The following is a 24,085-nucleotide window of genomic DNA, read 5'->3' on the forward strand; positions in this document are numbered from 1 at the left end:
TCATAATGCCTTTGTGACATATTTTGCAAATATTGCGGAAACGACATAAAGTATTACTATGTCGTTAAAGACATGGGGGGAGTAAAAATGCTACTTGTTTCAACAAAAGAGATTGGTGATGCTCTGCGACATAAGCGTAAACAGATGGGGCTTAGCCAGTCAGAACTTGGCAAGCGGGTAGGGCTTGATCAGAAAAAGGTATCATTGATGGAAAATGGCAACCCAAATACACGGGTGGAGAGTTTGTTACGTCTGCTTTCGGCATTGGAGTTAGGGGTAGTTTTGCAACCTAAGGCGGACTCTTCACAGAACGATAGTACAGATTTTTAAATTCATGAGTCCGCATAGGGATGTGAAAATTATTTATGGGAGCAACATGTCAATTTCTTTAGACAAACTAACCATTCGTGGCTTCAAATCCATCAGGGAGTTGGTTGATTTTGAGCTGGCTGATCTAAATGTGGTTGTGGGTGGAAATGGTGCCGGAAAAAGTAACCTGATTTCTTTTTTTAAAATGCTTCGAGCCCTGATCGACGGTAATTTAAACCGCTATGTAATAGAACACGGCGGCGCTGGTGATCTCCTTTTCAATGGCAGAAAAACAACTGAAAAAATGGAATTTGAAACCCACTTTAATTCAAGAGGTTACCGTTTTAAATTGATTCCAACACCAAAAGATGCCTGTTCGCTTGAAGAGGAAGCTCGTTATTATGAGTCCGGCTTAACAGGTTGGTGGGAATTGGGAGACAGCCATGACGGTACGTCGCGCATGGTCAGCGAAGTGACGGAAAACAGATCCGATGGCCAGTACAGTAAACCGATATATGATGCCATTAGTTCCTGGCAGATTTATCACTTTCATGACACCGGTTCTAGGGCGGGTATGCGTCATTACGAGATTATTCAGGATAATAAAAGTCTACGTGCCGATGCCTCTAATATAGGGCCATTTTTGCTCAAACTCAAAAAGAAGCACCCGCAGGAATATAAAGATATCCTTAACGCCATTCGTCTAGTCACCCCCTTCTTTGAAGATTTTCTTCTTGAACCACGAGAGAGTGGAAATAAGGAGGAGGTAAATATCAGCTGGAGGCAAAATGGATCGGATTATCCGATGCAACCTTACCACCTCTCCGATGGCTCTATTCGATTTATCTGCCTGGCAACAGCCCTACTTCAACCTATGCCGCCAGCCGCAATAATCATTGATGAACCTGAGTTAGGGTTGCACCCTGCCGCCATTGTCATTCTAGCGGAACTCATCCAAATAGCCTCACAAAAGACACAGGTGATTATTGCCACTCAATCTCCCGCTTTGATGGATCAATTTGCCATTGAAGATATTATTGTTGTCAATCGGGAGGATGGCGCTTCAACATTCAAGAGACTGAAAGAGGAGAGCTTTTCAGAATGGTTGAAGAGTTATTCCGTCGGCGAGCTTTGGACCAAAAATGTGATTGCAGGAGGTCCGGTTCATGAGTGATTTTATCGAGGTGATGGTCATTGTCGAAGGAAAAACTGAAGAGAACTTTGTTAAAAGCCTGTTAAGTAAATATCTTTCTGAAAGAAATATCTTTATGTCTGCCACACAAGTTACTAAACTGGGGCAAAAGGGCGGTGATGTTCGTTTTGAACGAGTTAAAAATGATATTGGACTTCACTTAAAACAACGGGCTGACACTTATGTAACCACATTGGTCGATTATTACGGCATAAAAGAATGGCCTGGGTTAGATGAGGTTCCACCTCGGTCCACTCCGACCAAGATTGCACAAATTGTTAACCGAGCGACTAGCGATAAAGTGAGGGCGCTTTTTTCAAGTCTGAATACAGATCGACGCTTTGTGCCCTATATTGCAATTCATGAATTTGAGGCGTTACTATTTTCTGACAGTCGTATTCTTGCTTCAGAGCTAGGAATAAGTGAAGAGGAGGTTACATCTGTCCTCGTAAAATGCAGCGAGCCGGAGGCGATTAACAACAGTCCTGAAACGGCTCCCTCAAAGCGGCTTGATGGCTGGGCAAAGAACGGTAAATTTGCAAAAACGAGTGCCGGAATTGCTATCGCCAAAATAATAGGAATTGCTGCTATGCGTGATAGATGCCCAGTTTTCAATGACTGGCTTGAAAGGTTGGAGATGATTCAGAGAGATTTGCCATGAAACTGAAATTTAAGAAGTAAACCTATCAGGCAAGAACCCAGGGTGAAGGATTATTTTTAGGGCCGGCAATTGGCAAGATCGCTAAACACAAGCCGATCTACACAGAGAGCAGGGGAAAAGCCGGAGAGAATCTTCAGAAATAACTATTTGGGGACCATAAACTATAGCAGCGCTCAGACGAATTTAGACCTTCTATTAAATTTATCCTGCAGATGATTCTCCAAATACTTACTTTGGCAGGAGCGGGCTGCAGACACCTCCTTATCTTAATTGAAAACTACTTTCTTGTTTTGTTTACAAACTTATTTTTTGTTTTAATCACAAACTACTTTCTTGTTTTATTACAGGTTTATTTTTATGTGACAAATCTTCTGCCACCCTCAAAAAAAAAGATCATTGCAAACTAAGTGATTTATGCCTAAGCCATCAAAAATAATGGGTTATCTTATATTTTTCAGAGGGAAAATCGTAAGCATTTTGTAAGTGTCTGAGGACAAAGAGTTCTGCTAATCGTCGGAGGATATTGAGAGTTGATGGGACGGATCTCTTCTCTCGTCCAACCCAAACGACAACATTCCCCTTGCCAAAAAAAAAAGTATTAGGTAATTTCAGGCTGTGCTAAAAAAAAGCACAATGGGTTTGGAAGCCCATCCTGTCCACGGCGAATACACACGCCACCAGTCTGTTTTTTAAAGGTGGTTTTTTTATGCCTTTTGTTTAAGGCTATAGTATCGTGTATTCATATATCACAGCATTGAACCGCACAGAATTTCTAGGGCGGGCTATATGTGGGAGCTTCGGCTCGCTGGTTCCGTGGATCAGTCTTCCAACCCATATAGTCCCGCCCTTTTTTGTTTGGAAGCAGAAGGGGGCGGTGAATCCTACAACCACGGAGACACTGCTATGATAAGAAGAGGTTTCAGCAACATCTTTTCAGAGAAGACATTTGCAAGCAACGAACAATTCAACACCGCCTGCAGACAGCTCAGAATCACTCAAGACGTACAATTAATCTACTCAAGCCTTCACTGGCTTTCGCTCAAGACAGGCTATGCATGGCCTTCTCAGAGCTTTCTCGCCAACGAGATAGGACGCTCACTTCGTACCGTTAAATCGCACATTGCCAAGCTCAAGAGCCTTGGGCTCATAATCGTTAAGCAACGCAATAACGGGCAGACTGCCTTATACTATCCACTGCCTTTAAGCGAAGTAGCAGCACACCTCCCAGGATGCGCCCAGAGCCAAGCTGATGGGGTCAACGGACAGGGTGAACGCCATAGTGTCGCTGGATTTATCTCTCAGAAGGGCAATAAGCGCACCGCCACGAGGCACGATTCTGCACACCTCCATAATATAGAGATTAGTACAAGTACTATTCCCCCTAAGTCCCCCACAGGGGAAGAGGCTGAGATTTCCTTCCTGAAACTTTGGGAGGTGTGGCCCATCCAACAGGCGAAGAAGTCAGCACGTAGAATCTTCATGCGTCTCTACCGTCGTGGAATCATTCCTTCCGTGGAACACCTCTTGAGGATTGTGCAGAACCTGAAGAAATATGACAGGGCATGGATGAACGGCAAGGTTGCACAACTCCACCGATGGTTACGAGATGAGAGGTGGACAGATAAGGCCTTTAAAGGCCTACAGCCTGCCCCTGTGGCAGCACCCAAAGTCTCTAAGGCGATAGAACCTGAATTCACACCAGAAGAGCATAGGGCAAGGTCCAGCTACCTGGAACTGTCAGTGGCGGTTATGACCCGGAGGGCCTCCACCGCATTGGATCATATCACAGAGAAAATTGTAGAAGGGCTAGGAGGGCTCCAGCGGCTACGAAAGAAGGGGATGACGTGTTTACCTATGGCAACTTCCTTGAAGAATACAGAAGCTTACAGGCCGCTTAAGGACTTAGGGTGGTATTGTTGATACCATTTTAAATTTGGCTCATGTTGCGTTTCGGGGTCGTAACTTGGTAAAAGAATGTTTTACTTTTACCAACTACTTAAAAGAGTCTCACTATATGAAGGTAAACATAAAGACCCTGATAGATGATGTACAATGTTACGACACCGTGCGTGAGTTACGCTGGCCCGAAGGCCGAGAATGTCCGTTTTGTAATTCTAAGAAAGTTATCAAGAGAGGTTATGACGACAAGGAACCTGCAAGACAACGCTATGAGTGTAAAGGCTGAAGTAGTACAATAAGTGCAACAGACTAAAGTTTGAAAAGTAAAAAATCAATTTAGAGAGGCAGATGAATGGGAACATTAAATATCCTGGTGACAGGCGGGGCTGGTTATATCGGCAGTCATACCTGTCTGGAATTGTTAGAGGCAGGCTATGAGGTCACCGTTGTGGATGATCTGTCAAATTCGTGTTATGAAGCCCTATCCCGGGTGGAGGCACTTACTGGAAAAAAAATAACCTTTCATCAGGTAAATGTCCTTGACCAGCAGGCCCTCGATGCTGTTTTTGTAAGTAGCAAAAAGCCCTTTGCCGCAGTGATTCATTTTGCGGGACTAAAGGCAGTTGGTGAGTCTGTGGCCAAGCCACTCCATTATTATCATAATAATGTCACGGGAACCCTTGTTCTCTGTGACCTTATGGCTAAGCACGGGGTGAAAAATATTATCTTCAGCTCTTCGGCAACGGTTTATGGTGATCCAGCAACTGTCCCCATAACCGAAGATTTTCCTCTTTCCTGTACCAACCCCTACGGACGCACCAAATTGATGGTAGAGGAGATTCTTGCCGATCTCCACGGGGCAGACCATGAGTGGAATGCCTGCCTGCTTCGCTATTTTAATCCTGTCGGAGCTCATAAGAGCGGCCGGATAGGGGAAGACCCCAATGGCATTCCCAACAACCTTATGCCTTATATTGCCCAAGTCGCCATTGATCGTCTTGATTTCTTGTCAATTTTTGGCAATGATTACCCTACGGTCGATGGCACGGGGATGCGGGATTATATTCATGTGGTCGATCTGGCCAAAGGGCATGTCTGTGCTGTAAAAAAAGTTCTTGAGGGTCAGGGCATTACAACCTACAATTTGGGAACAGGTCGTGGCTACAGTGTACTTGAGATGGTGAGCGCCTTCTCCAGAACCTGCGGCCGTGATATCGCCTATAAAATAGTAGCGAGACGAGCGGGTGATATAGCAGAATGTTATGCGGATGCAACCAAGGCATTAGATGAGCTTGACTGGTTGGCCTCCCTGGGCCTTACGGAAATGTGCGAAGACACTTGGCGCTGGCAGAAAAATAATCCCACGGGCTATCTCGGCAATAGAGAGGTAAGCGGTAGCTAAATTACACTCCAGCGGCCAGTATACTCCAACTCTTCCTGACTGAGATTGCTAGGAAGCAATTGTCGGCACTCCTCTTCATTTTCAGCAAAAGGAAGTTTCTCGAATAGATACCTGAGGTAGGCGTATGGTTCAAGCTTACATACCTTAGCACTTTCGATCAGCGAATAGATTGTCGCGCTGGCCCGTGCACCTTCCGCTGTTCCAGCAAAGAGCCAGTTTTTCCGACCTATAACGAAGGGTCGAATTGCATTTTCAGCTAGGTTATTATCTGGTGTTGCCGCTGCACAATCGATAAATTGCTCGAGCCTATGCCATTGGGAAAGAGCATAGCCGATAGCTCTATCCAAAAGTCCTTTTGGCAAAACTTGGTCCTCTTTTTTGAACAACCAATCATGAAACTTCTGAAGCAGCACTTTGCTCTTTTCATTTCGAGCAGCAATAAGCTCCTGTCCAGATAAGCCATCATGGGCAAACTCCTTTTCCAGGCGAGAAAGATCCCGTATGTAGTCAAAGCCATAGTAACACTGCCTGGCTTACCTGCTTTTTTGCCCCGAGCCTTATCGGCATCATGGAATTTTCGACGCACGTGAGCCCAGCATCCAAGATGGACAATTTCTTGTTCTTTATCCAAAAAACCATATCCTGCATAGCCATCAGATTGCACCGTTCCCACATATCCTTGGAAAAATGTTGCCGCTACACTCGCTGAACGGGTTGATTCATAATGATAGAGCATAGATGGACGTGTAGGATCCCCACCCCGAAAAATCCACCGAGGATTTGGTTTCGGCGGCACAACCTGGTTCTTGGAGCACTTGAATTGTTGTTTCATCAACATTTACCAAGGGCCCTGATAAAATCACTTGCTGAAGCAGCTTGCGAAGCGGCTCGCATTTATCAGCTATACTTTTATTGATCTTACCCCGATATTGTGGAGTCCATATTAACTCGTTATAATACGAGGAACAGGAGGCTCACATGGTTATACAAAAACATAGAAAATATGATGCAGATTTTAAACGTAGTACTATTCTTTTAAGTTTAGAACCTGTTAGAACTATTAGAGAAATTGCAGATAATCTAGGCATACATGTGGATTTTATCTATCAATGAAGAAAAAAATATGAAGAGCAGGGAGAGATAGCGTTCCCTGGTAACGGTATTCCAGCCCTTACTTCTGAGCAGAAAAAGATCAAAGTGCTTGAGAAAGAATTAAAGAATATCACTATGGAGAGGGACATTCTAAAAAAAGCCATGGCCATTTTCAGCAGAACACAGTGGCCTTGTTGCACAAATAGAAGTTGCTGGCCTTGACGTTCTGGGTGGACAAGAAAGCGATTGAAGGCGGCACTATCGGAACAGTGTGGTCGTAGCCGCAAGTACACTGATGATGCACGACCTGTCTGATGTGGAACCATTTACAACTTGTCTCTCAGAGGTGCCGAAGGTTTTCTGAACTCAATTCTTGAACTGCTGACTCTGGAGCGGCAGTGCCCTGACACACCTGTAGTTAAGCGTGCAAAAACTGTTGAGATAAATTATAGGCTCCCAAGTCGTGGCCGATTAAGCATATCGATTCGACTGGGTGTAAACCATGGAGGAGTAAGAGGGAGTTCGCAGCCCGTAAAGAGGGCTATAAATTACCATCTTCTGCTATTTTCCAGAGATTAGCATTTAGCACAGCAGGTATCCCCGCAGCCTATAGCTGCAGGTTCTGCAAATACTCCCGCAAAGGCCCACCAATCTCAGGATGTTCAAGGGCAAAGGCGATGTTGGCCATCTGAAAACCGACCTTGTCGCCACAGTCAAAACGGGTGCCCTCAAAATTCACCCCAAAAATGGGCTGTTCAGCAAGAAGCGCCACCATGGCGTCGGTGACCTGAATTTCACCACCGGCACCACTCTGTTGCCTGCCGAGGAAATCAAAGATACGGGGGGTAAAGATATAACGACCAATGGCCGCAAGGTTTGAGGGTGCATCCTCAGGTCTTGGCTTTTCCACCATGGAGGAGAGACGAAGCACTCCTTCATAGACCTGCTCACCCTCCAGTATACCGTAACGACCGGTCTCTTCCCGTGGAACTTCAATAGTAGCCACCATGGAGGCCCGCAGACGATCAAACTGGTGGATCATCTGCTGGAGGACAGGCCTCTCACTCTTCACCAGGTCATCGGCCAGGAGCACGGCAAAGGGCTCATCCCCCACAACATCACGGGCACACCAGATAGCGTGACCAAGCCCCAGGGGCTGACTTTGCCGGGTATAGATAATAGAACCCGAAGCAGGGACCAGAGATTCTACCGTACGCAGCAACTCATCCTTGCCTCGTTTGCTCAGGGTATCTTCCAGTTCATAACTGCTGTCAAAGTGGTTTTCCAGGGAAGATTTGCCGCTGCCGGTAACAAAGATCAGTTGTTCAATCCCTGAATCAAGGGCCTCCTCCACCGCATACTGGATAAGTGGTTTGTCCACTATCGGTAGCATCTCTTTAGGCATCGCCTTGGTTGCCGGCAAAAATCGTGTACCTAAACCTGCCACGGGAAAAACAGCCTTTTTTATCTTCATATGACCTCGCTGTGAGAATTTTTTAACTATGAAATCGTTTGTATGAACTGCCGAACAGGTCTCTGCACCATGCAGGAAACCCTAACTCACCTCCGCTTCTCGTACTACTCTAACTCTGTTTAAGATTGTTTGCGAAAATCCCCATTATATGCTGGCTTATGAAAAGCATGAGTATGACACAGCTAGCACCCGCCAGATCAATCAATACATCGCCTACCAGTGCACTTCGGCCATCGATAAATAATTGCATTAATTCTGTGCCACTAGAAACTATACTAATATCGAGTAAAGTCAGTAATAAAAGGGTTCTGCCCCGTAAAAAATGCAAGAGTCCACCAAGAATACCAAAGAGTATGAAATGAGCTATCTTTGTGATATCCAACTTGAAAATTTCTAAAGATGTTAATTGAACAAAGACGTTAGGAGTATCATGGGGTATATGGTCAAGCACTTGGGTTTTAAATGTCTTTGCATGGCTGATAATTTCTGCTCTTGCTTCATTTTTTAAGGTTACAGGCATAGTTGTGCCGATAATTATGGTAAGCGTAACAAGTACTAAAGGGGCAAACCACTTTTTATCAAAGCCATTGGCCACTACCGCAGACACCAGGAGAGAAACAATCAATAATGTCCATAGACCAAAACAGATCCAACGAACCACCCTGTACACAGGATTGAGCTGCACACGATAGAGTGCTAAGTTCCTTACCTGCAATTCACCCGTAGAGTGGCTGAGTTGTATGCTGATTCTAACTTCTGTAGTGTGGGAAGAACGGGAAAGACTTGTCTGGATTTCTCCCAATCGTGAGTTCCGTCGAGCGTAATCAGTTGATGGGGTGCTGAGTAGTTCGCTTTGGCTGCAACATATTGTACTAAAACGATACGACCTTTTTCCCATCCTTTGACGCCACCAACGATTCCGGCAGTTTTTACCTCTGCCACCAGAACCACTTTGCTGCCAAGCAAACCAGGGTTTATTCTTTGTGTTAATTGTGCAGATTGTTCAGACTTGCAAAGCATCATTCTGGCAGTACCTGAATCCACCTCTATGATAGCAGATTGTGAGCCGCTCACTTCCCACTCCTTCATACCTGATGAAAAACCAGGATGAAAAAGTATCTGTTCTCCTCTTGCAATGTATTTATCTATATAGCTGGTAGCCAGTAGCGTACCGAATGATAAAATAAAAAAACAAATGATTTTTAGTCGTGAAATTTTTAAGAACGGCATAAATAATTGAAGGTATCAGGGGCCTTATTGCACAAATAGAATTTGCTAGCATTGCTCGATGTTGTTTTCTTGTAACATAGAGCATTGGAGGAGTTATGGGAGACAGCAGGAGAAGGAGCAAAACTTTAAACAAGATTAACGCTTTAGGGATGCCTGTTCGAAAGGTTATTTGCTAAGATGAAATGGATTAGAGAGGAACTAATTTTTCTTCCTTCATGATTTATGCAACAAGGCCCCTATAGCGTACCCCACTACTACACTTTATCTCGAATTTTACTGCCTACAGCTCCTACCTCGGCCAATACCATAATAGGCAAGGCCAAGTTGCTCCACAGACTGAGGATCATACAAATTACGACCATCAAAAATGACCCGATCGGCAAGAGAGCTCTGCAACAACTCAAAATCAGGTACTCGAAAATGCTTCCACTCAGTGACAATAAGAAGGGCATCCGCACCTTGCAGAACTGCTTCCTTAGTACCCATAAGAGTTAAATCAGATCGATAGCCATAGATCCTTTGAGCCTCTTCCATTGCCTCTGGATCATAGGCATGTACCTTTGCCCCAGCTTGCCATAAGGCCTCAAGCAAAACTCGACTGGGGGCCTCGCGCATATCATCGGTATCTGGTTTAAAAGAAAGGCCCCAGAGAGCCAAAGTCTTTCCCCGTATATTTTCAACACCATAATGCTGCACAATATACTTAAAAATCTTCTCTTTCTGGCGAGCATTGGTCTCTTCAACCGCACTCAATATAGCTGCATTATAGCCATATTCACCTGCAGAGCGAGCAAGCGCCTGCACATCTTTAGGAAAACAGGAGCCACCATAGCCACAACCAGGATAGATAAAGCTATAACCAATACGGGAATCGGAACCTATTCCCCGACGAACCTGCTCAATATCAGCACTCATACATTCAGCAAGATTTGCCATCTCATTCATAAACGAGATTTTAGTCGCCAACATGCAGTTGGCCGCATATTTAGTAAACTCAGCACTGCGCTGGTCCATAACCAGCATCTTTTCACGGTTACGGCTAAAGGGAGCATATATCTCCCGCATAACCTCTTCGGCATAGGGGCTATCTGTACCAATAATAATGCGCTCGGGACGAGCACAGTCAGCAAGGGCAGAACCCTCTTTTAAAAATTCAGGATTAGACACCACAGAAAAGGGTATATTTACCCCACGTTCTTGAAGAACACTCTCGACTCGGGCACGTACCTTGTCTCCCGTCCCCACAGGAACTGTAGACTTATTAACGATGATAGCCTCACCATCCATACCCTGGGCAATCGTCTCAGCTACAGAGAGCACATAGCGAAGATCAGCACTGCCGTCTTCATCCGGTGGAGTCCCTACAGCAATAAAATAGACTTGAGCATGGGCCACCCCCTCCTTGAGATCTGTGGTAAAATGAAGCCTGCTACTGGTAACCCCAGCCTCCACCAAAGACTCAAGACCTGACTCATAGATGGGAATAGTGCCTACCTGCAAACCTTCGATTTTAACTGCATCAACATCTACACAGCACACATCATGGCCAACATCGGCAAAGACTGCCGCCTGAACAAGGCCAACATAGCCGACACCAAAAATCGTTATCTTCATCACTCACCTTTACCTAAAAACAGACCAACATGAAAAGAAGTAAACTGTAACCGCGACAGTCGAAAATCAGATAGATTTGAAAAAATGCCAAAGCTTAGGGGAAAAACTCATAGATGAACCGTGAAGAGATGTTTTATAGCCACAGTCCAACCAAAATGGCGTAAATCATGTGGGGAAAAGGCATTCGGGGTGGCCCTGTTGGACAAATAGAAGTTGCTGGCCTTGACGTTCTAGGTGGACAAGAAAGCGATTGAAGGTGGCACTATCGGGACAGTGTGGTCGTAGCCGCAAGTACACTGATGGACATCGACCTCCAGCCGCCAGATACACCTGTTAGCAGACGTGCCTAAACAGTTAAGGTGAATTATAGGCAGCCAAGTCGTGGGCCGATTAAGCATATCGACTCGACTGGGTGTAGGCATGGAGAAGGAGAGTGGCGCGTCAGAAAACACGGGGCTTCCAAACGTAGAACCTGGCGCAAACTTCACCTTGCAATCGATACCGAGACTGATCGCCTAAGTGGTGAAATCTCGCTAGAGCGCGTTCATGACGCCAAGGTGTTGAAACCTCTTCGTCGACGCATAGAGCAGATATCAGGCGATGGTGCCGGACCCGAAAGGGTACTATCAAATTATTGCAATCAAAGGTGTCTGCTCATCCACCACGGAAAAATGCTCCTATGTGGGAGGATGGCCATCCAAGAAATGAAGCTGTAGGAGCATTGCAAAAAGATGAGCTGAAAGAGTGGAAAGCAAGCACAGGGTGTGTGCTCTTGCTGAAACAGCGATGTATCGCTACAAACAGTTGATCAGGGGCAAATTAAGCCTCCGCGAGGAGGCAAGCAGGTAGGGCTACAATCAAAGCTTTAAACAAGATTACCGCTTTAGGAATACCTGTTTGAGAGGTCGTTTGCTAAGATGGAATGGAGTAGAGGGAAGGTGGTTTTCTTCCCTCATGATTTGTGTAGCTAGGCCGCAGATACTCATTCCACGTAGTGCAAACTTTCAAGACTTCTTTAATTAGTGGTTGTTCAGTTCACCCTTTATAAAGTTGATTAAACTAATGCTAGCATAATCATCAATACTCTTTAAACATTTAAGATCAGCCAATTTTGAAAGTCTATCCACAAGGTCATTTTCATTAAATATTGGGTAAATATAGCCTCTTTCAGCTAATGACGCAGTAGTGTCTAACTGGTGATTGTTTCTGTGCTCTTGATATTCACCTAATCTGGGGAGAGTTAGAATAATTTTTTTTGACTTTAAACAAGATATAATAGTCCCCATACCCGCATGACTAATAATAATTTTGGCCTTGTCAAAACGTTCGTTAAATGAACGCTCATCTAGAAAGTTTGTAAAAGGTATATTTTGGGGTATATATTTAGAATTTGCTACTTGCGCAAAACACTCATATTGATTTATTTCTGGCCATTTATCAATCAATGCCACAAGCCTGTCAAAAGGAGCCTGCGTTCCCACAGTGATGAAAATCATAGAACAGTTCCAATATATTTAGTTTTATCTCCAGCTAGATGTTCCCATTGAGTTAAGTGTACATCCACAATTTTTCTAACTATTTTACCACTCATTGAAATTTCATTAGAATTGGCGATGCTATCTAACCAAATGGTTTTAGCACCAATAAACTTACCAACAATAATAGCCCAAACCCCTATTGAAGCACCGGTGGAAAAAATAATATCTGGTTTATTCTTTAAAACAATTATAGCCACTTGCAAAAACTGCCTAATCAAGTTTATTTTAGCCCACCTTGAAGCATCACAAACAGAAAAATAAATTCCATTATCAACTTCTAAGTTCGGTTGATTCACGAAGGTAGAAACAAAAATAAGTTCCTTATCAAAAAAAGCTGGAAGCAATCTCTTCAACTGAATCCAGTGCCCTCCCTGCGAAGAAACAAGCATAATTTTATCTTTTTTCAAACTATTCACCCCATACTCTTCTATCAAAGATGGATTATTAACAATAATTCGGCAAAATATGGGACATACCGAGTCTTTGGAATTAATTCAAATTTTTGTTTTTGTGGTCTGCCAGATAAAACTAGTTTCACTCTGCGCCCTAATACTTGTGAGATTTTATTTTGCAAACGGTTATTTCCTAAGACAAAATTACCATTGGTAGCTTTGCGAATATTGTCAATTATCCCCGGGTTCAAGTGAAACGAAATAACTCACAATAAGCCGTATGCCTTTCATCTTCTGTTCTACCAAGATCCAAGTGTACGAGGTGCGGACTTAAAACGACAGTACTTTCACCTTGGGCATTGGTGCGATAACTTGCCCAACGGTATTCTCTAGAATGTTCAACCATTCCAACACGTACCGGATTTAGTTCAATATAGCGCTGCAATGGAAAATATAATGACTGGATTACTTCTGCAAATACATTCACTCAATCCTCTGCCTGCCTTTTGGGAAAAGTTTAACTTGCTGTATTTCAGTAACATTCATGACCAGTTGCAAATCTCAGTCAACAAACCCTGTAGCAAATTACGAGTGTTGGGTCCCCGACGATTGGTTGGTCGCTTCTTGAATAAATTTGGTTTGAGTTGATGAAACTCTTTCAGCTTATCCATGGGCGTTAAATGCTTCAATGCTTTTTGCGGGATATGCTGGTTATAAACTAGCTCATATCGGTGCATTGTATCCTCAAGATCTTGTGCTGACTCGAATGTAGTTCTTTTCAGAATGGCAGCAATGCGCCCATTGAAACGTTCAACCATTCCGTTTGTTTGAGGATGCATTGGCTTTATAAGTCTATGCTCAATATTGTGGACGGTGCAATTTTGGTCAAAAACATGTTTACCTGTAGGTTCTCTTTGCCCAGTAGCACAAAAACGGTCAGTAAATTCTTTACCGTTATCAGTTAAAATAGTTTTCACTTTAAAGGGAGCTTTTTCCAAAAGATTTCTAAGAAAAAGAGATGCACTCGCCGCTGTTTTATCTGGCATAATCTGGAGATATACCCAGCGTGTCGCTCTGTCTATGCCAACAAAAATGTATCTTCGTTGATCTTCATCTGGCATCTGAGGAAGATATTTCAGATCAACATGCACATAGCCAGGATCATACTCTTTAAACTGTTTTGGCGATGGTTTGGGAGCTGTCTCCGGGATTAAATCTTTAAGACGGCTTACTCCGTGCCTTCGCAAGCAACGATCAAGTCCTGATCGAGAAGCCTTGGCATTGATAAATTTTCGCACCACAACAAGCAGATCGTCGAGTGACAGTAAAAGCATTTTACGAAGCTCTACAGCAAGCCATTCCTGATCTTTTGAAAGGGTCGTTTGGAGATTTTGAGCAGTATGGGACCTATCTTCAACGGAGTCTCGGTCACGCCATATTCGTATTGTGGTCTCGGCTACACCAAGCTCTCTTGCAAGTGTTCTTACAGGTTTATCTGATTCCTGTATGTACTTACGAATTCGGGGCGTTGTGGTTGCATTTGCATGTAGCTTAACTTGCATAAGAATCACCTTTTGAAAGGAAGTTAATAAAATCCTGCATCCATGCATATGATTGTAACAACCTTTCACTACGGATGTCTAGGAAATCATCAGGGACCCAACAAATACACACTTTCAAACAATTGCCTATCTTTTGACAGGGACACTAGACTTCTCTAAAATAAACGCACTTACTTTACCCACTTGAATTTCAAAAGAGCCATAGTTTTCTTATTGTTAAAAACGTAGTCTGTTCCATATTACGTAGTAGTAGAGAATTGTAAAGTAGCATCCCGACATGATCAGATGTCGCTTGTTGTAGAAGCGGGTAATTCCCTTTCTGATAGCCTTAAAATACGTCTGGAACACTAATTACTGAGGTGATTGATTATTTATGGACTTTCCTTGCCGTGCGTCAATCATATTGGTCCATTACCTTTTTTATATTATTTAATTTTATGCTTTCTCCTAATATTAAGTCATATTTTTTCGGTGTAAAATAAGCCCTTCCACCAGAAGGAGTAAATGTTAATTCTCCAAAATATATTTGTTCACCTGTTGTGTATAAGTCAACGCGTACAAAAGGAAAACCTTTACTCAATAATTCAGCACATTTTATCATCTCTTTCAAGTTGTCAGGCTTTTCTGCTTTTCCATGATATATAGGTTTTTTTTCGTATGTAAATGGTAATAAGTTAAAGTTAGTATCATAAAAATTTTTATGATGGTTTGAAAATCTTCCTATATCAACTTGGATATATTTTACCTTAGCGTCAAAACAAAAGAATTTATAATCTTTTAGTTCATTTCCATTAAAAGGTTTTATGTATTTTTCCGCAATTATACGTGGTTTTATATCTTTATATATGTATTCTCTACTGTATTTGTAAAAATTCCTATTTAAATATTTTTTAAGCTTTTTTTTCATAGAAAAAATATCAAGAGATGATTTATCCTCACAAATGATAACGCTACCACTATCATGTGTACACTTTATCACAAATTGTTTTGGTAGCATATCAAAATCTATATCTTCAACATCATCCCAAACACCTATTGTAGGTATAATTTTATCCTTTCCTGTTTTTTCTGATATTATTTTTTTTACATCATATTTATCTACATATTTTGATAGATCCTGATTTCTAATGTTTAATTTTAACCATTGAATTTTTTCATTAAAAGTTTTAGGCGCTTTTAAATTTATAACTCGGTTCATAGAACAAAAATAGTCTATAATAATAAAAGATTTGTCACTAATCCACGATACTGGAAGTTTTCTCATAATTGTTGGAATAACAACTAATGGCCTAAACCATAATCGTTTTAAAATAGATTTGAACTTTGAAATTAACATTGTTTTCATATATAATATATTTTTATTTATCTTCTTTAAGTAGATCATAATAAATATTTTTCAATTTATTTATTACAATATCTGGATAATAATTTTTAATTATTTCTTTTGATGTTTGGCCATATTTATCTATAAGTTCTGGATTGTTAATGAAAAAATCGATTGCCATTTCTATTTTATTTTTGCTTTGAGGTGCAATTAAGAGGCCATTTTTATGTGGAATTACAATATCTGGTATTCCACCTACTTTTGTAGCTATTATACAACAATTATAGCTCATTGCTTCTAATATTGATATAGGCATAGCTTCCATATAAGATGGTAAAATAAAAATATTACACCAATTTAGTAAATTTATTTTTTTAGTTCCAGTTACCCATCCTTTGTATTGAATAATATTTTGTATGTGGTTATTTTTTATTATATTGTTTAATTTGTATATTTCTTTATCACCACCAATTTTTAGTGATACGATATCTTTGTATTTAGATTTGTTTTCTATTATTGTTTGCACTAGATCAAAAATGCCTTTTTGTTTTATGATATTTCCGAGGAATAATAGTCTTATCTTAGGAGCGTATATATGAGTCTTATTGTCTAATACCGGATAGTTTATTATATTATTTAATACATATATTTTAGTTTCATCTATACCTAGAGAAACAAACCAGTTTTGCCAATTATTTGATAGTACTATAAGTCTATGGCAAGAATTTAAAGCTCTAAGAATATTGCATTTATTTCTTGATGAATTGTAAAATTCTATAAATCCTCCTCCGTGAATGTGGATAATTATCTTTTTATTAAATAAATTCCCTAATTTTATTAATAAAGAAATTCTTTTGAAAGACGAATTAGACGCACTATGAAAATGTAAAATTTTAATTTTTTTTCTGAATACTAAAATGAAAAATAAACAAACATAAGCCTTGATAAAGATCAAAATTTTATATAGTAAGTTACTGTCTGCCCAAGTAGTAATATATTGCAAATGCTCAAAGATTTTATCATAATTTTGAATTACTGATGCCATACCGCCTTTAGCATTTTTTTTATAATTTACGCCAATCATTAATACTTTATTTGATAATTTTTTATTAATCATATTTTTTTTATAAATTTCTTATCTCCTTAATTTCTTGTACTGAAAAGTAAAGCACAAGAAACCTGTCCCTTACGTTGAAGGGAGCATCTGATCGTGCTGGGACGCCTCTTGACAGGCAACGATTTTGCGATTTTTTGCTCCAGATCTGCCATCAAGGGCTTATCCACTCAAGATAGCGAAGAACCACATCATTTATGCCAAATACAAAACTCCCATAATATGGGTCGTGATGTCAAAACGTTGAAGGTGTGGTAGATTGTGATTTTTTTTAAGGTTCTGATATGGCTACATGTCTTGCCGTTTTTGCAGTGGTACTGATGAGGTAGGTCGCCATGGGTAGTAATGGAAATCGAAGGTGACTCTGGTACGCATGGAACCACGCTGAGGATTATCAAACCTGCTTTTAGGATTGTTGACACCTTTCGGTATAAGGCTTTTCGGCACCGATGACTTTAACCTGTATCGTGCTGAATCACCTGTTGAAAAGCTGTGGAAAAGTTATGGCCATGAATTGAACGACAGAATCTAAATTTGTGAACGAGACTGAAGCGACTCAATCGTAAAACAATCGAATTTTCAAAAAGCACCGAGCTGCATGATAAGGTAATTGCACATATCCAACGAAAATTTTACCAAACAACAATTTGGCATCACGACCAGGGGGAAGTTTTCTCAACAACAGATTGGCATCACTACCCTATTTCTAAAAAAAATTGAAAATAAATTGGTAGGGCGCTATTTCCATACGACATCTATAGATTGTGACATAATAGTATGCTATACAAGAGATTAAGACGTAAATACAAAACACCCTAAGTAAAATATTATTCCTACTTTTAAAAATGAAATGGAAAAGCGTCGCATATATATAAAACCTATAAAACACAAAATAGCTGGCCAGCCTAACTCCCGTTTCGTGGCTTAACAAAATGGGATGCAAGATAATTCCTATATAGTATAAATTGTAAAATAAAATAAATCCATTTTTATTATAATTAGATTTAAGTAAGGGGCTAAAATAAATTGCTACCGTATCAACTACAATTAACAATAACACAAATAAACCAGTTGAATTTGCTTCAGAATAGTTCCGAGCAGTCTTTGCAAGAACATAGTCTATATTTCTAATATAATAGTTATACTGTCCTAAGTTTAAAAACGAAAGTCTATCGGTCAAAAGGCTTAGAATATTATTAAAGAAAAAATTTCCACATGTTAAGCAAATGAAAAAAAGAACAAGTTGCAATTTTACTGATTTTAAAATATCTCGTTGAACAATAAAGAGTAAAGGCAGGACAATTATGCCAGCTTTGTGAATAACTAGTGCAAATATAAAATGAAACGAAAATGATATATAGTCCTTCTTTAAGAACTTTGTGATGGAATAAAAAATTATGAAGCTGGCAGCTGTTTGTCGCATAATATTCAACGACAAGAAAAAAATTCCTAATCCAAAAAAGAAGAAAAAGCACCAAACTACGATATGGATATTTTCTTTCATGATTTGAAGGAAATACCAAATAGTTATAAATGCCAAAAATAGAATAAACCAATTATATCCATAATTATTAACAATTGGGAGAAAAAGGTAGTAGATCAGGTCTTTTGTTAAAAAATTGTTACTACTCTCTACAAGCAAAAAATGATATTTGTACGAAAGGTAATCAATGCCGACATTTTCTCTTGTTCCAATTGTTAAAGTATAAAATAAAGTGATCATATACCAAATAGGCCAAATCTCATTATTTTCTATAACATTGGAGTTGCGATTGATTTTGACTGATAAGCGCATCAAGCTCATCGTAAATACAAAAACTAAAGTATATATTGTGTATGCAAGTAACATTGATAGAAAGTTTATAACTTTATATTGTTAATAAGTGATTGATAAACATCGACTGTTAAATCTCCAATTATATTCCAATTTAGTTCAGAATATAACTTTTTATGTCCTGCCTCACCAAAACGCTCTCTTTTTTCTTTACATATTAAAAGATCACATAATGCATTGGCAAGTTCGTTTACATTTTCTTTTTCAACTAATATTCCTGTTTTAAGATGATCTACAACCTCAGAGATAGCCCCCACATTACTAGCCACGACAGCTTTTTTAAAATCATATGCTATAGGGATAATACCACTTTGACTTGCCTCTCTATACGGCAGGACAATCACACTTGCTTCTTGAAATAATTGAGAAATTTCTTCATCTGGGATGAATTTGTTAATGATCTTATATTTATTATAGTCAGTAATTAATTTTTCATATTCTCCAAATTTTGAACATCTTCCAGCAACTATGATTTTGAGATTTTGTATTTTCTTGGAAATTAAAGGCTCCGCTTTTATGAGAATATCTAGACCTTTATAGTGATGTATTCTCCCAAAGAATAGAATTGTATTTTCTTGTTCTTTGTAAAAATTACTATTCTTTAATCTATAGTAAGTTAGTGGCCCATGCGGGATTACATGAATTTGCTGATTTTCTATCCATGGATGTTTGTCGAGTAACTCATTTTTTAAAATCTCGCCATGAACTATAAACTTGTGTGACATTTTTCTCAAAATATGTTGAGTAATTTCAATCCACTTTTTTTCTTCTCCTATGTGAGATTTAACATCATGTACTGTAATAACTATACCGTACTTTCGAAAAAGTAACCTCAGCGGAATAAACCAAACATGCTCTCCTTGAAAATGGATAATATCAGGTTTAAATGATTTTACTTCAAAAAATATTTTAATAATTAAAATAATGTTTTTTAGCATATTTCGGATACGTGGCTTATGGAATTTAATAAAATCACCATGGAATCCGGCCTTATGCGATGAATCCATTAAATTACTATTATTAGAAACAAAAATGAACTTTTTTGATACTTTATCGCTAAGTCCTTCAGCCAATCCTAAAACATATTCATCAAAATGGTACGATATATGTACAATCCGCATAATCCTTTTTCCATTATATTGCCAATAAATTAGTTTGTAGTTTGCACAAGACATTCATACCGTTTTCACAGTGACAAAAAAACCAATGAACTCTCATGTAAATTCAACCGAAAATACAAAATTAATAAAAAATTTATTATATGAGATATAAACCTTCACTCCAACGTCCCCAAACATCTAAGAAATACATCAGATTTAATCCTCTCTTGCTGGATTATTTTATTTACTTTATCCCAATCAATTGAGCTTTTTATTATATCACTTGAGAAATCAGTAAGGTCAAAAACCAACCTATCATTTAAACCAAATATGTTTAGTAATGAATTAAATCTAGTATACCCTCTTTTTTTATTTGCATAAGCGATAAATGGCTTATTAAAGATAATAGAAAATACAACTCCATGAAATGAGTCAGTAAATACAAAGTCTGCATCGTTAAAACCATTAATCCAACTATAAACCGACCGGTAGTGAAAAAAAGACCAAAACAGTACTCGTTTCTCCAACTTCCTACCTACAGTAAAGGAATCCTTTTGCAAAATTTCACACACTTTTCTCGATAATTCGCTGTATGCAGGATTATCGTCTAAAAGATAGTGCAATACCTTCCCTTGATTATTTTCCTCCTGCACGTGCAAGCTACGGTACTCATCAGCATGCAGCAAAAAAGCAGGATCAAGCACCAGTTCCGCTTTAAAATTGAGATGATCTGCGCACAATTGGATCCCAGAATCTTCCCGCACAGAAACAGCAGTGAATCGATTTAATAATTGTTTTATATTTTCAGTTTCTTGCTCGTCTATCGTCCATTTGTCAATGCCGAAAGAGGCAGCAAAGGATAGTAATGTTTTATTGGAACTCGCTACGAAGTCAAAAAAATATTCTTTTTTACTATCCTTAGTATAATCGAAACGCCAGACCTGATCGCTACCAACAATGAATGCATCAAAAGAATAATCAATACAATTATAATCTTTTCTGCATGTAATTGGTTTTGTAAGTTTCATATTGCTGTATTCAAACTCTTTCATTGCAGAGTAATCAATAATTATTGGACAAAACCCTATCATCTTCTTAACTAAATTTTTAAAATTTTGAAAATTTGATATTTGACTTGAAACCCTTTGAATAACTAAGACATCATGCCCTTGCTTTTTCAAATATGTCTGCAGTGCGTATGATTGCAATAATCCGCCATAATTGTTATTAAAGGGTAGCGTTAATATTCCTACTTTCATTAAATTCCTTACAGTTTTCTGTATAAGTTCCGAAATTTTACTAAAAAAATTTGATTACCACTAATGTTCAGCTAGTACAGGGCCTTGTTGCACAAATAGAAGTTGCTGACGCTGCTCGATGATGTTTTCTTGCAACATGGAGCATTGGAGGAGTTATGGGAGACAGTAGGAGAAAGATCAAAAACTGGCCGGAGTGGGGCACTAAAGCAATAGCTGTGACGTTTTGGGTGGACAAGAAAGCGATTGAAAGTTGGTACAGTACGACTGTATCAGAGCAGCGTGGCCGTGTCGCAAGTACGCGGATGATGCACGACCTGTTTGATGTGGAACCATTTATGGACTGTCTCTCAAGGGTACAGAAGGTTTTCTAAATTCACTTTTTGAACTGATGGATATCGACCTCCAGCCGCCTGATACACCTGTCAGTAGACGTGCACGAACTGTTGAGATGAATTGCAGGTTGCCAAGTCGTGGGACGATTAAGCATATCGATTCGACTGGGTGTAAACCATGGAGAAGGAGAGTGGAGCGTCAGAAAACACGGGGCTTCCAAACGTAGAACCTGGCGTAAAAGTCACCTTGCAATCGATACCGAGACTGATCGCCTAAGTGGTGAAATTTCTATGGAGTGAGTTCATGATTCCAAGGTATTGGGACCTCTTCGTCATCGCATTGAACAGATATCGGATGATGGCGCCGGACACGAAGGATTGCTATGCCGTGGCCAAGAAAAAAGGATCAGTTGCGACTATACCTCCACGGAAAAATGCTGACATGTGGGAGGATGGGCACCCACAAAATGATGCGGTAAAAGCACAGGGTGTCATCAAAGGTCTCTTGCTGAAACGGCGATGTATCGCTACAAACAGTTGATCAGTGGCAAATTAAGCCTCCGCGAGGAGGCAAGCAGGTAGGGCTGCGATCAAGGCTTTGAACAAAATTAATACGTTAGGGATGCCTGTTCGAGAGGGCGTTTGCTAAGATGAAATGAAGCAGAGAGGGACTGATTTCCTTCTCTCATGATTTATGCAACAAGGTCTCACCGAGACACTTTCTATCATCTTGAGCTCAACCATTTTTCCCGCCAATAGCCGCATAGCCCAGCGCTCTCCACCCTCTGAGATTTCTGAACACGCAAGCGCTAATAGATGAGCTTCAAACTCTCCGCCAAAGTGAATTTTCCTGGGTGGGGTTAATCGTTTCTTACGCTCAATAGCAGCTGTAACTCCCTGCTCAACTCATATATTCTAGACTACGAGTTGTGACGTCCCAAGCGCTTCTGCAACTTTGCTACAACCCATTTTGGCCCATATTCATCAGCATCAAGCACTAGGAGTGCTCTTGCATATAAAACGGTTCGAGCAGCTCTTCTCCCCTTTGTCGAAATAGCTTCCGGATCTTTGCGTTCTTCCTCAGTCAGTGTCACTCGATAATGTGGTGCCATCTCTTCCTCCAATTGATTATAATTATGGAGGATTATACAAGAAAACAAATAAACAGCGAACAGTTAAAGCTTACTGTGTACTAGGTGGCTATGCCTTATTCAAAAGCAAAGATGCTTTACCCACTAGCCGTTTACCTGCCCTGCAAGCAAAGCCCCGCTCCGAGTCATCCAGTGCCCATAACCAACTGGCCAGCAAAGAAACTACAATACAAACTGCCGTGGTTAAAACCAATCGGCTAAAAGACGGTGACAAAAGACAACGGGACAGCAGGGCGCTGAGGGTGGCGGCAGTGGCAACCATGCCGCAGGGTATGAGGACTGACGTGAGCCATTTGGTGACCGGCATGCCGAGCAGCCTTTGACCCCATAGAACCCTGCCCAGAGAACAAACAGTCATGGTGATGATAAATGCCACCCCAACGCTTGTGGGCGGATAGCCGAGTTTAAGAAAGAGCCAGGCCAGGGGCAGGGTTAGAACCAGGCTTGTGCCAAGGGTTGCCTGGTAGACGGCGATCCTGCCGTGGGCATTTATGGCAAGCATATATCCCGAGGTCAGGCGATCGATCAGAAAAGTGGTCAGGATCAAGCGGCAGAACATGGCGGTATATTCCGGGGGCTGACGGAGCCAGAGTTTCAGTACGTATTCCATTTCAGTCATTAGGGGAATGGCGAACAGGAGGATGAGGATTGTGGCGAATTTGGTGGATCGAAGGGATAACGACAGCATCCGTTCACGATCACCCCGCCCCTCGCAGGAAGTGATCTCCGGGGAAAATGCACCCATCATGGCAGCGGAAAGTTGGTTGGTTTGGGCGGAAACCTGATTGGCGATAGCGTAGGCAGCATTAACCTTGGCACCGAAAAATATATTCAGCAAAATAGCCGAGCCTTGATTACGAAGCAATGCTCCAAGGCAGCCGATTAGATTCCAGATGGCGAATGAAAAAATTTCCTTCAGCCGTTTTTTATCGAACCAATACCGCCTTTCCACAGCACATTCCCTGAAAAGAAAAAGAGCTCGGAATATCTGGCAGGATTGCACAAAGACAGGAATCATTGCCATCCCGCCAGCATACCATAAGAGGCGGTCACCCGAAGCCTGGGTCAGAAAAAATGCAAGGATAAAGGTTAAAACGGATTGAACCATTCCCCAACTGGCAATTTCAGGCATATGCTGTTTGGCGGTGAACATGGCGATAAACGGTACGGAGACCATGCCAAAAAAGGTGGAGACCAGCGAAATGCGAAAAACCCATAGGCAGGCGCTTATGCGGTCTGCCGGAATGGTAAGATAGTTTGCAATGACATATTCGCCGAGGGGCCACCCGGTCAGGATCAAACCCGTTGCAAGACAGAGATGAATACTGAATGCAGCGTTGAACCAGCGCTTCACCTCTTCAGGATTCCCTTGCCCCATGGCATAGGCAAAGTGTCGGGAGGCACTTGCTGCCATGACCGAGTTCAGAAAAGAGATGAAAATAATGAGGGAACCGACAACCGTAAAAAGGCCGAAATCAGTTTGCCCCAGAGCATTCAGCACCCAGCGACTGCTAAACAGCGCCAGGCCGATGGCGAAAACAGAACGGGTATATGTAGCTGCCGTGTTGATAATAATACGATGCGAGGGATTCATACGTGGTATTTT

Annotated in this window: 23 protein-coding genes and 4 pseudogenes; 10 read left to right on the forward strand and 17 right to left on the reverse strand. The window is 40.8% G+C overall.

The window, feature by feature from the left end:
• The first annotated feature begins 87 nt into the window (after nucleotides 1–87).
• The 6 genes from DP_RS16090 to galE all read left to right on the forward strand — a co-directional run bounded on the left by DP_RS16090 (nucleotide 88) and on the right by galE (nucleotide 5,463).
• Complete coding sequence (locus tag DP_RS16090; RefSeq protein WP_228130211.1) at nucleotides 88–330, forward strand: helix-turn-helix domain-containing protein; 243 nt, start codon at nucleotides 88–90, stop codon at nucleotides 328–330.
• A 46-nt stretch (nucleotides 331–376) separates the two neighbouring features.
• Nucleotides 377–1,483 (forward strand): AAA family ATPase, encoded by a 1,107-nt coding sequence (locus DP_RS16095; protein ID WP_041279020.1) that lies wholly within the window; start codon nucleotides 377–379, stop codon nucleotides 1,481–1,483.
• Nucleotides 1,476–2,162 carry a DUF4276 family protein gene (locus DP_RS16100; protein WP_011190421.1) on the forward strand — a complete coding sequence of 229 codons (687 nt, stop codon included), beginning with the start codon at nucleotides 1,476–1,478 and terminating at the stop codon, nucleotides 2,160–2,162. Before DP_RS16095 ends, DP_RS16100 begins: the two co-directional genes overlap by 8 nt.
• Before the next feature lie 786 nt (nucleotides 2,163–2,948).
• Nucleotides 2,949–4,082 (forward strand): helix-turn-helix domain-containing protein, encoded by a 1,134-nt coding sequence (locus DP_RS17210; RefSeq protein ID WP_011190422.1) that lies wholly within the window; start codon nucleotides 2,949–2,951, stop codon nucleotides 4,080–4,082.
• Between the two features lie 94 nt (nucleotides 4,083–4,176).
• Nucleotides 4,177–4,347: a transposase gene (locus DP_RS17715; RefSeq protein ID WP_228130212.1), complete on the forward strand. Its 171-nt coding sequence runs from the start codon at nucleotides 4,177–4,179 to the stop codon at nucleotides 4,345–4,347.
• Nucleotides 4,348–4,413: 66 nt separating this feature from the next.
• Nucleotides 4,414–5,463 carry a UDP-glucose 4-epimerase GalE gene (gene galE, locus DP_RS16115; RefSeq protein ID WP_011190423.1) on the forward strand — a complete coding sequence of 350 codons (1,050 nt, stop codon included), beginning with the start codon at nucleotides 4,414–4,416 and terminating at the stop codon, nucleotides 5,461–5,463.
• Here galE and DP_RS18900 read toward each other — a convergent pair.
• From DP_RS18900 to DP_RS19340, 3 genes and pseudogenes are all read right to left on the reverse strand, one after another.
• Entirely contained in the window at nucleotides 5,460–5,966 is a 507-nt protein-coding gene (locus tag DP_RS18900; protein WP_265588616.1) for an IS66 family transposase, read from the reverse strand. The two genes, galE and DP_RS18900, sit on opposite strands and share 4 nt — an antisense overlap.
• 50 nt (nucleotides 5,967–6,016) lie before the next feature.
• Nucleotides 6,017–6,259 (reverse strand): annotated as a pseudogene (locus DP_RS19335) (IS66 family transposase); the annotation flags it as partial.
• On the reverse strand, nucleotides 6,183–6,407 hold the full coding sequence (locus DP_RS19340) for an IS66 family transposase (RefSeq protein ID WP_156792395.1): 225 nt from the start codon (nucleotides 6,405–6,407) through the stop codon (nucleotides 6,183–6,185). The pseudogene DP_RS19335 and the gene DP_RS19340, both read right to left, overlap by 77 nt.
• Nucleotides 6,408–6,441: 34 nt before the next feature.
• On the opposite strand from DP_RS19340, the pseudogene DP_RS17725 reads away from it, so the two are divergent.
• Nucleotides 6,442–6,743: pseudogene (locus tag DP_RS17725) on the forward strand (transposase); the annotation flags it as partial.
• Nucleotides 6,744–7,162: 419 nt separating this feature from the next.
• On the opposite strand, the gene galU reads toward DP_RS17725, so the two are convergent.
• The 4 genes from galU to DP_RS16140 all read right to left on the reverse strand — a co-directional run bounded on the left by galU (nucleotide 7,163) and on the right by DP_RS16140 (nucleotide 10,873).
• Nucleotides 7,163–8,029, reverse strand: coding sequence for a UTP--glucose-1-phosphate uridylyltransferase GalU (gene galU / locus DP_RS16125; RefSeq protein WP_011190427.1), 867 nt, complete (start codon nucleotides 8,027–8,029; stop codon nucleotides 7,163–7,165).
• Between the two features lie 109 nt (nucleotides 8,030–8,138).
• Complete coding sequence (locus DP_RS16130) at nucleotides 8,139–8,654, reverse strand: VanZ family protein (RefSeq protein WP_162096682.1); 516 nt, start codon at nucleotides 8,652–8,654, stop codon at nucleotides 8,139–8,141.
• A gap of 80 nt (nucleotides 8,655–8,734) precedes the next feature.
• Nucleotides 8,735–9,259, reverse strand: coding sequence for a hypothetical protein (locus tag DP_RS18225; RefSeq protein WP_162096683.1), 525 nt, complete (start codon nucleotides 9,257–9,259; stop codon nucleotides 8,735–8,737).
• 273 nt (nucleotides 9,260–9,532) lie between these two features.
• Entirely contained in the window at nucleotides 9,533–10,873 is a 1,341-nt protein-coding gene (locus tag DP_RS16140) for a UDP-glucose dehydrogenase family protein (protein ID WP_011190429.1), read from the reverse strand.
• A gap of 359 nt (nucleotides 10,874–11,232) precedes the next feature.
• On the opposite strand from DP_RS16140, the gene DP_RS19345 reads away from it, so the two are divergent.
• Complete coding sequence (locus tag DP_RS19345; RefSeq protein ID WP_049785170.1) at nucleotides 11,233–11,589, forward strand: transposase; 357 nt, start codon at nucleotides 11,233–11,235, stop codon at nucleotides 11,587–11,589.
• A 303-nt stretch (nucleotides 11,590–11,892) separates the two neighbouring features.
• Here the strand turns inward: DP_RS19345 and DP_RS16150 are convergent, their stop codons facing one another.
• The 6 genes from DP_RS16150 to DP_RS16170 form a co-directional block, all read right to left on the reverse strand.
• Nucleotides 11,893–12,369: a glycosyltransferase gene (locus DP_RS16150; protein WP_011190430.1), complete on the reverse strand. Its 477-nt coding sequence runs from the start codon at nucleotides 12,367–12,369 to the stop codon at nucleotides 11,893–11,895.
• Entirely contained in the window at nucleotides 12,366–12,827 is a 462-nt protein-coding gene (locus DP_RS16155; RefSeq protein WP_228130213.1) for a glycosyltransferase family protein, read from the reverse strand. The genes DP_RS16150 and DP_RS16155 overlap by 4 nt, the downstream gene beginning before the upstream one ends.
• Nucleotides 12,828–13,050: 223 nt before the next feature.
• Nucleotides 13,051–13,290, reverse strand: coding sequence for a hypothetical protein (locus tag DP_RS18150; RefSeq protein ID WP_156792390.1), 240 nt, complete (start codon nucleotides 13,288–13,290; stop codon nucleotides 13,051–13,053).
• Nucleotides 13,291–13,345: 55 nt separating this feature from the next.
• The gene (locus DP_RS16160; protein ID WP_049785171.1) at nucleotides 13,346–14,365 is read right to left on the reverse strand and encodes an IS481 family transposase; all 1,020 of its coding nucleotides are present in this window, start codon (nucleotides 14,363–14,365) and stop codon (nucleotides 13,346–13,348) included.
• Nucleotides 14,366–14,759: 394 nt separating this feature from the next.
• Nucleotides 14,760–15,710 (reverse strand): ATP-grasp fold amidoligase family protein, encoded by a 951-nt coding sequence (locus tag DP_RS16165; RefSeq protein ID WP_162096684.1) that lies wholly within the window; start codon nucleotides 15,708–15,710, stop codon nucleotides 14,760–14,762.
• Between the two features lie 13 nt (nucleotides 15,711–15,723).
• Nucleotides 15,724–16,806, reverse strand: coding sequence for a glycosyltransferase family 4 protein (locus tag DP_RS16170; protein WP_011190434.1), 1,083 nt, complete (start codon nucleotides 16,804–16,806; stop codon nucleotides 15,724–15,726).
• Between the two features lie 510 nt (nucleotides 16,807–17,316).
• Here DP_RS16170 and DP_RS19400 point away from each other — a divergent pair.
• Nucleotides 17,317–17,439, forward strand: a pseudogene (locus tag DP_RS19400) (IS1 family transposase); the annotation flags it as partial.
• A 70-nt stretch (nucleotides 17,440–17,509) separates the two neighbouring features.
• Here the strand turns inward: DP_RS19400 and DP_RS19355 are convergent.
• The 3 genes from DP_RS19355 to DP_RS16185 form a co-directional block, all read right to left on the reverse strand.
• Nucleotides 17,510–18,652: an EpsG family protein gene (locus DP_RS19355; protein ID WP_011190435.1), complete on the reverse strand. Its 1,143-nt coding sequence runs from the start codon at nucleotides 18,650–18,652 to the stop codon at nucleotides 17,510–17,512.
• A gap of 11 nt (nucleotides 18,653–18,663) precedes the next feature.
• Complete coding sequence (locus DP_RS16180) at nucleotides 18,664–19,812, reverse strand: glycosyltransferase family 4 protein (RefSeq protein ID WP_011190436.1); 1,149 nt, start codon at nucleotides 19,810–19,812, stop codon at nucleotides 18,664–18,666.
• 101 nt (nucleotides 19,813–19,913) lie between these two features.
• A complete protein-coding gene (locus DP_RS16185) occupies nucleotides 19,914–20,996 on the reverse strand; it encodes a polysaccharide pyruvyl transferase family protein (protein ID WP_011190437.1) in 1,083 nt (360 codons plus the stop codon).
• 155 nt (nucleotides 20,997–21,151) lie between these two features.
• Here DP_RS16185 and DP_RS17740 point away from each other — a divergent pair.
• Nucleotides 21,152–21,977, forward strand: a pseudogene (locus DP_RS17740) (IS5 family transposase).
• Between the two features lie 551 nt (nucleotides 21,978–22,528).
• Here the strand turns inward: DP_RS17740 and DP_RS16200 are convergent.
• On the reverse strand, nucleotides 22,529–24,073 hold the full coding sequence (locus tag DP_RS16200; RefSeq protein ID WP_011190438.1) for a lipopolysaccharide biosynthesis protein: 1,545 nt from the start codon (nucleotides 24,071–24,073) through the stop codon (nucleotides 22,529–22,531).
• Nucleotides 24,074–24,085 lie beyond the last annotated feature (12 nt).

Source organism: Desulfotalea psychrophila LSv54, from assembly GCF_000025945.1.
In the GTDB taxonomy this organism is placed as follows: domain Bacteria; phylum Desulfobacterota; class Desulfobulbia; order Desulfobulbales; family Desulfocapsaceae; genus Desulfotalea; species Desulfotalea psychrophila.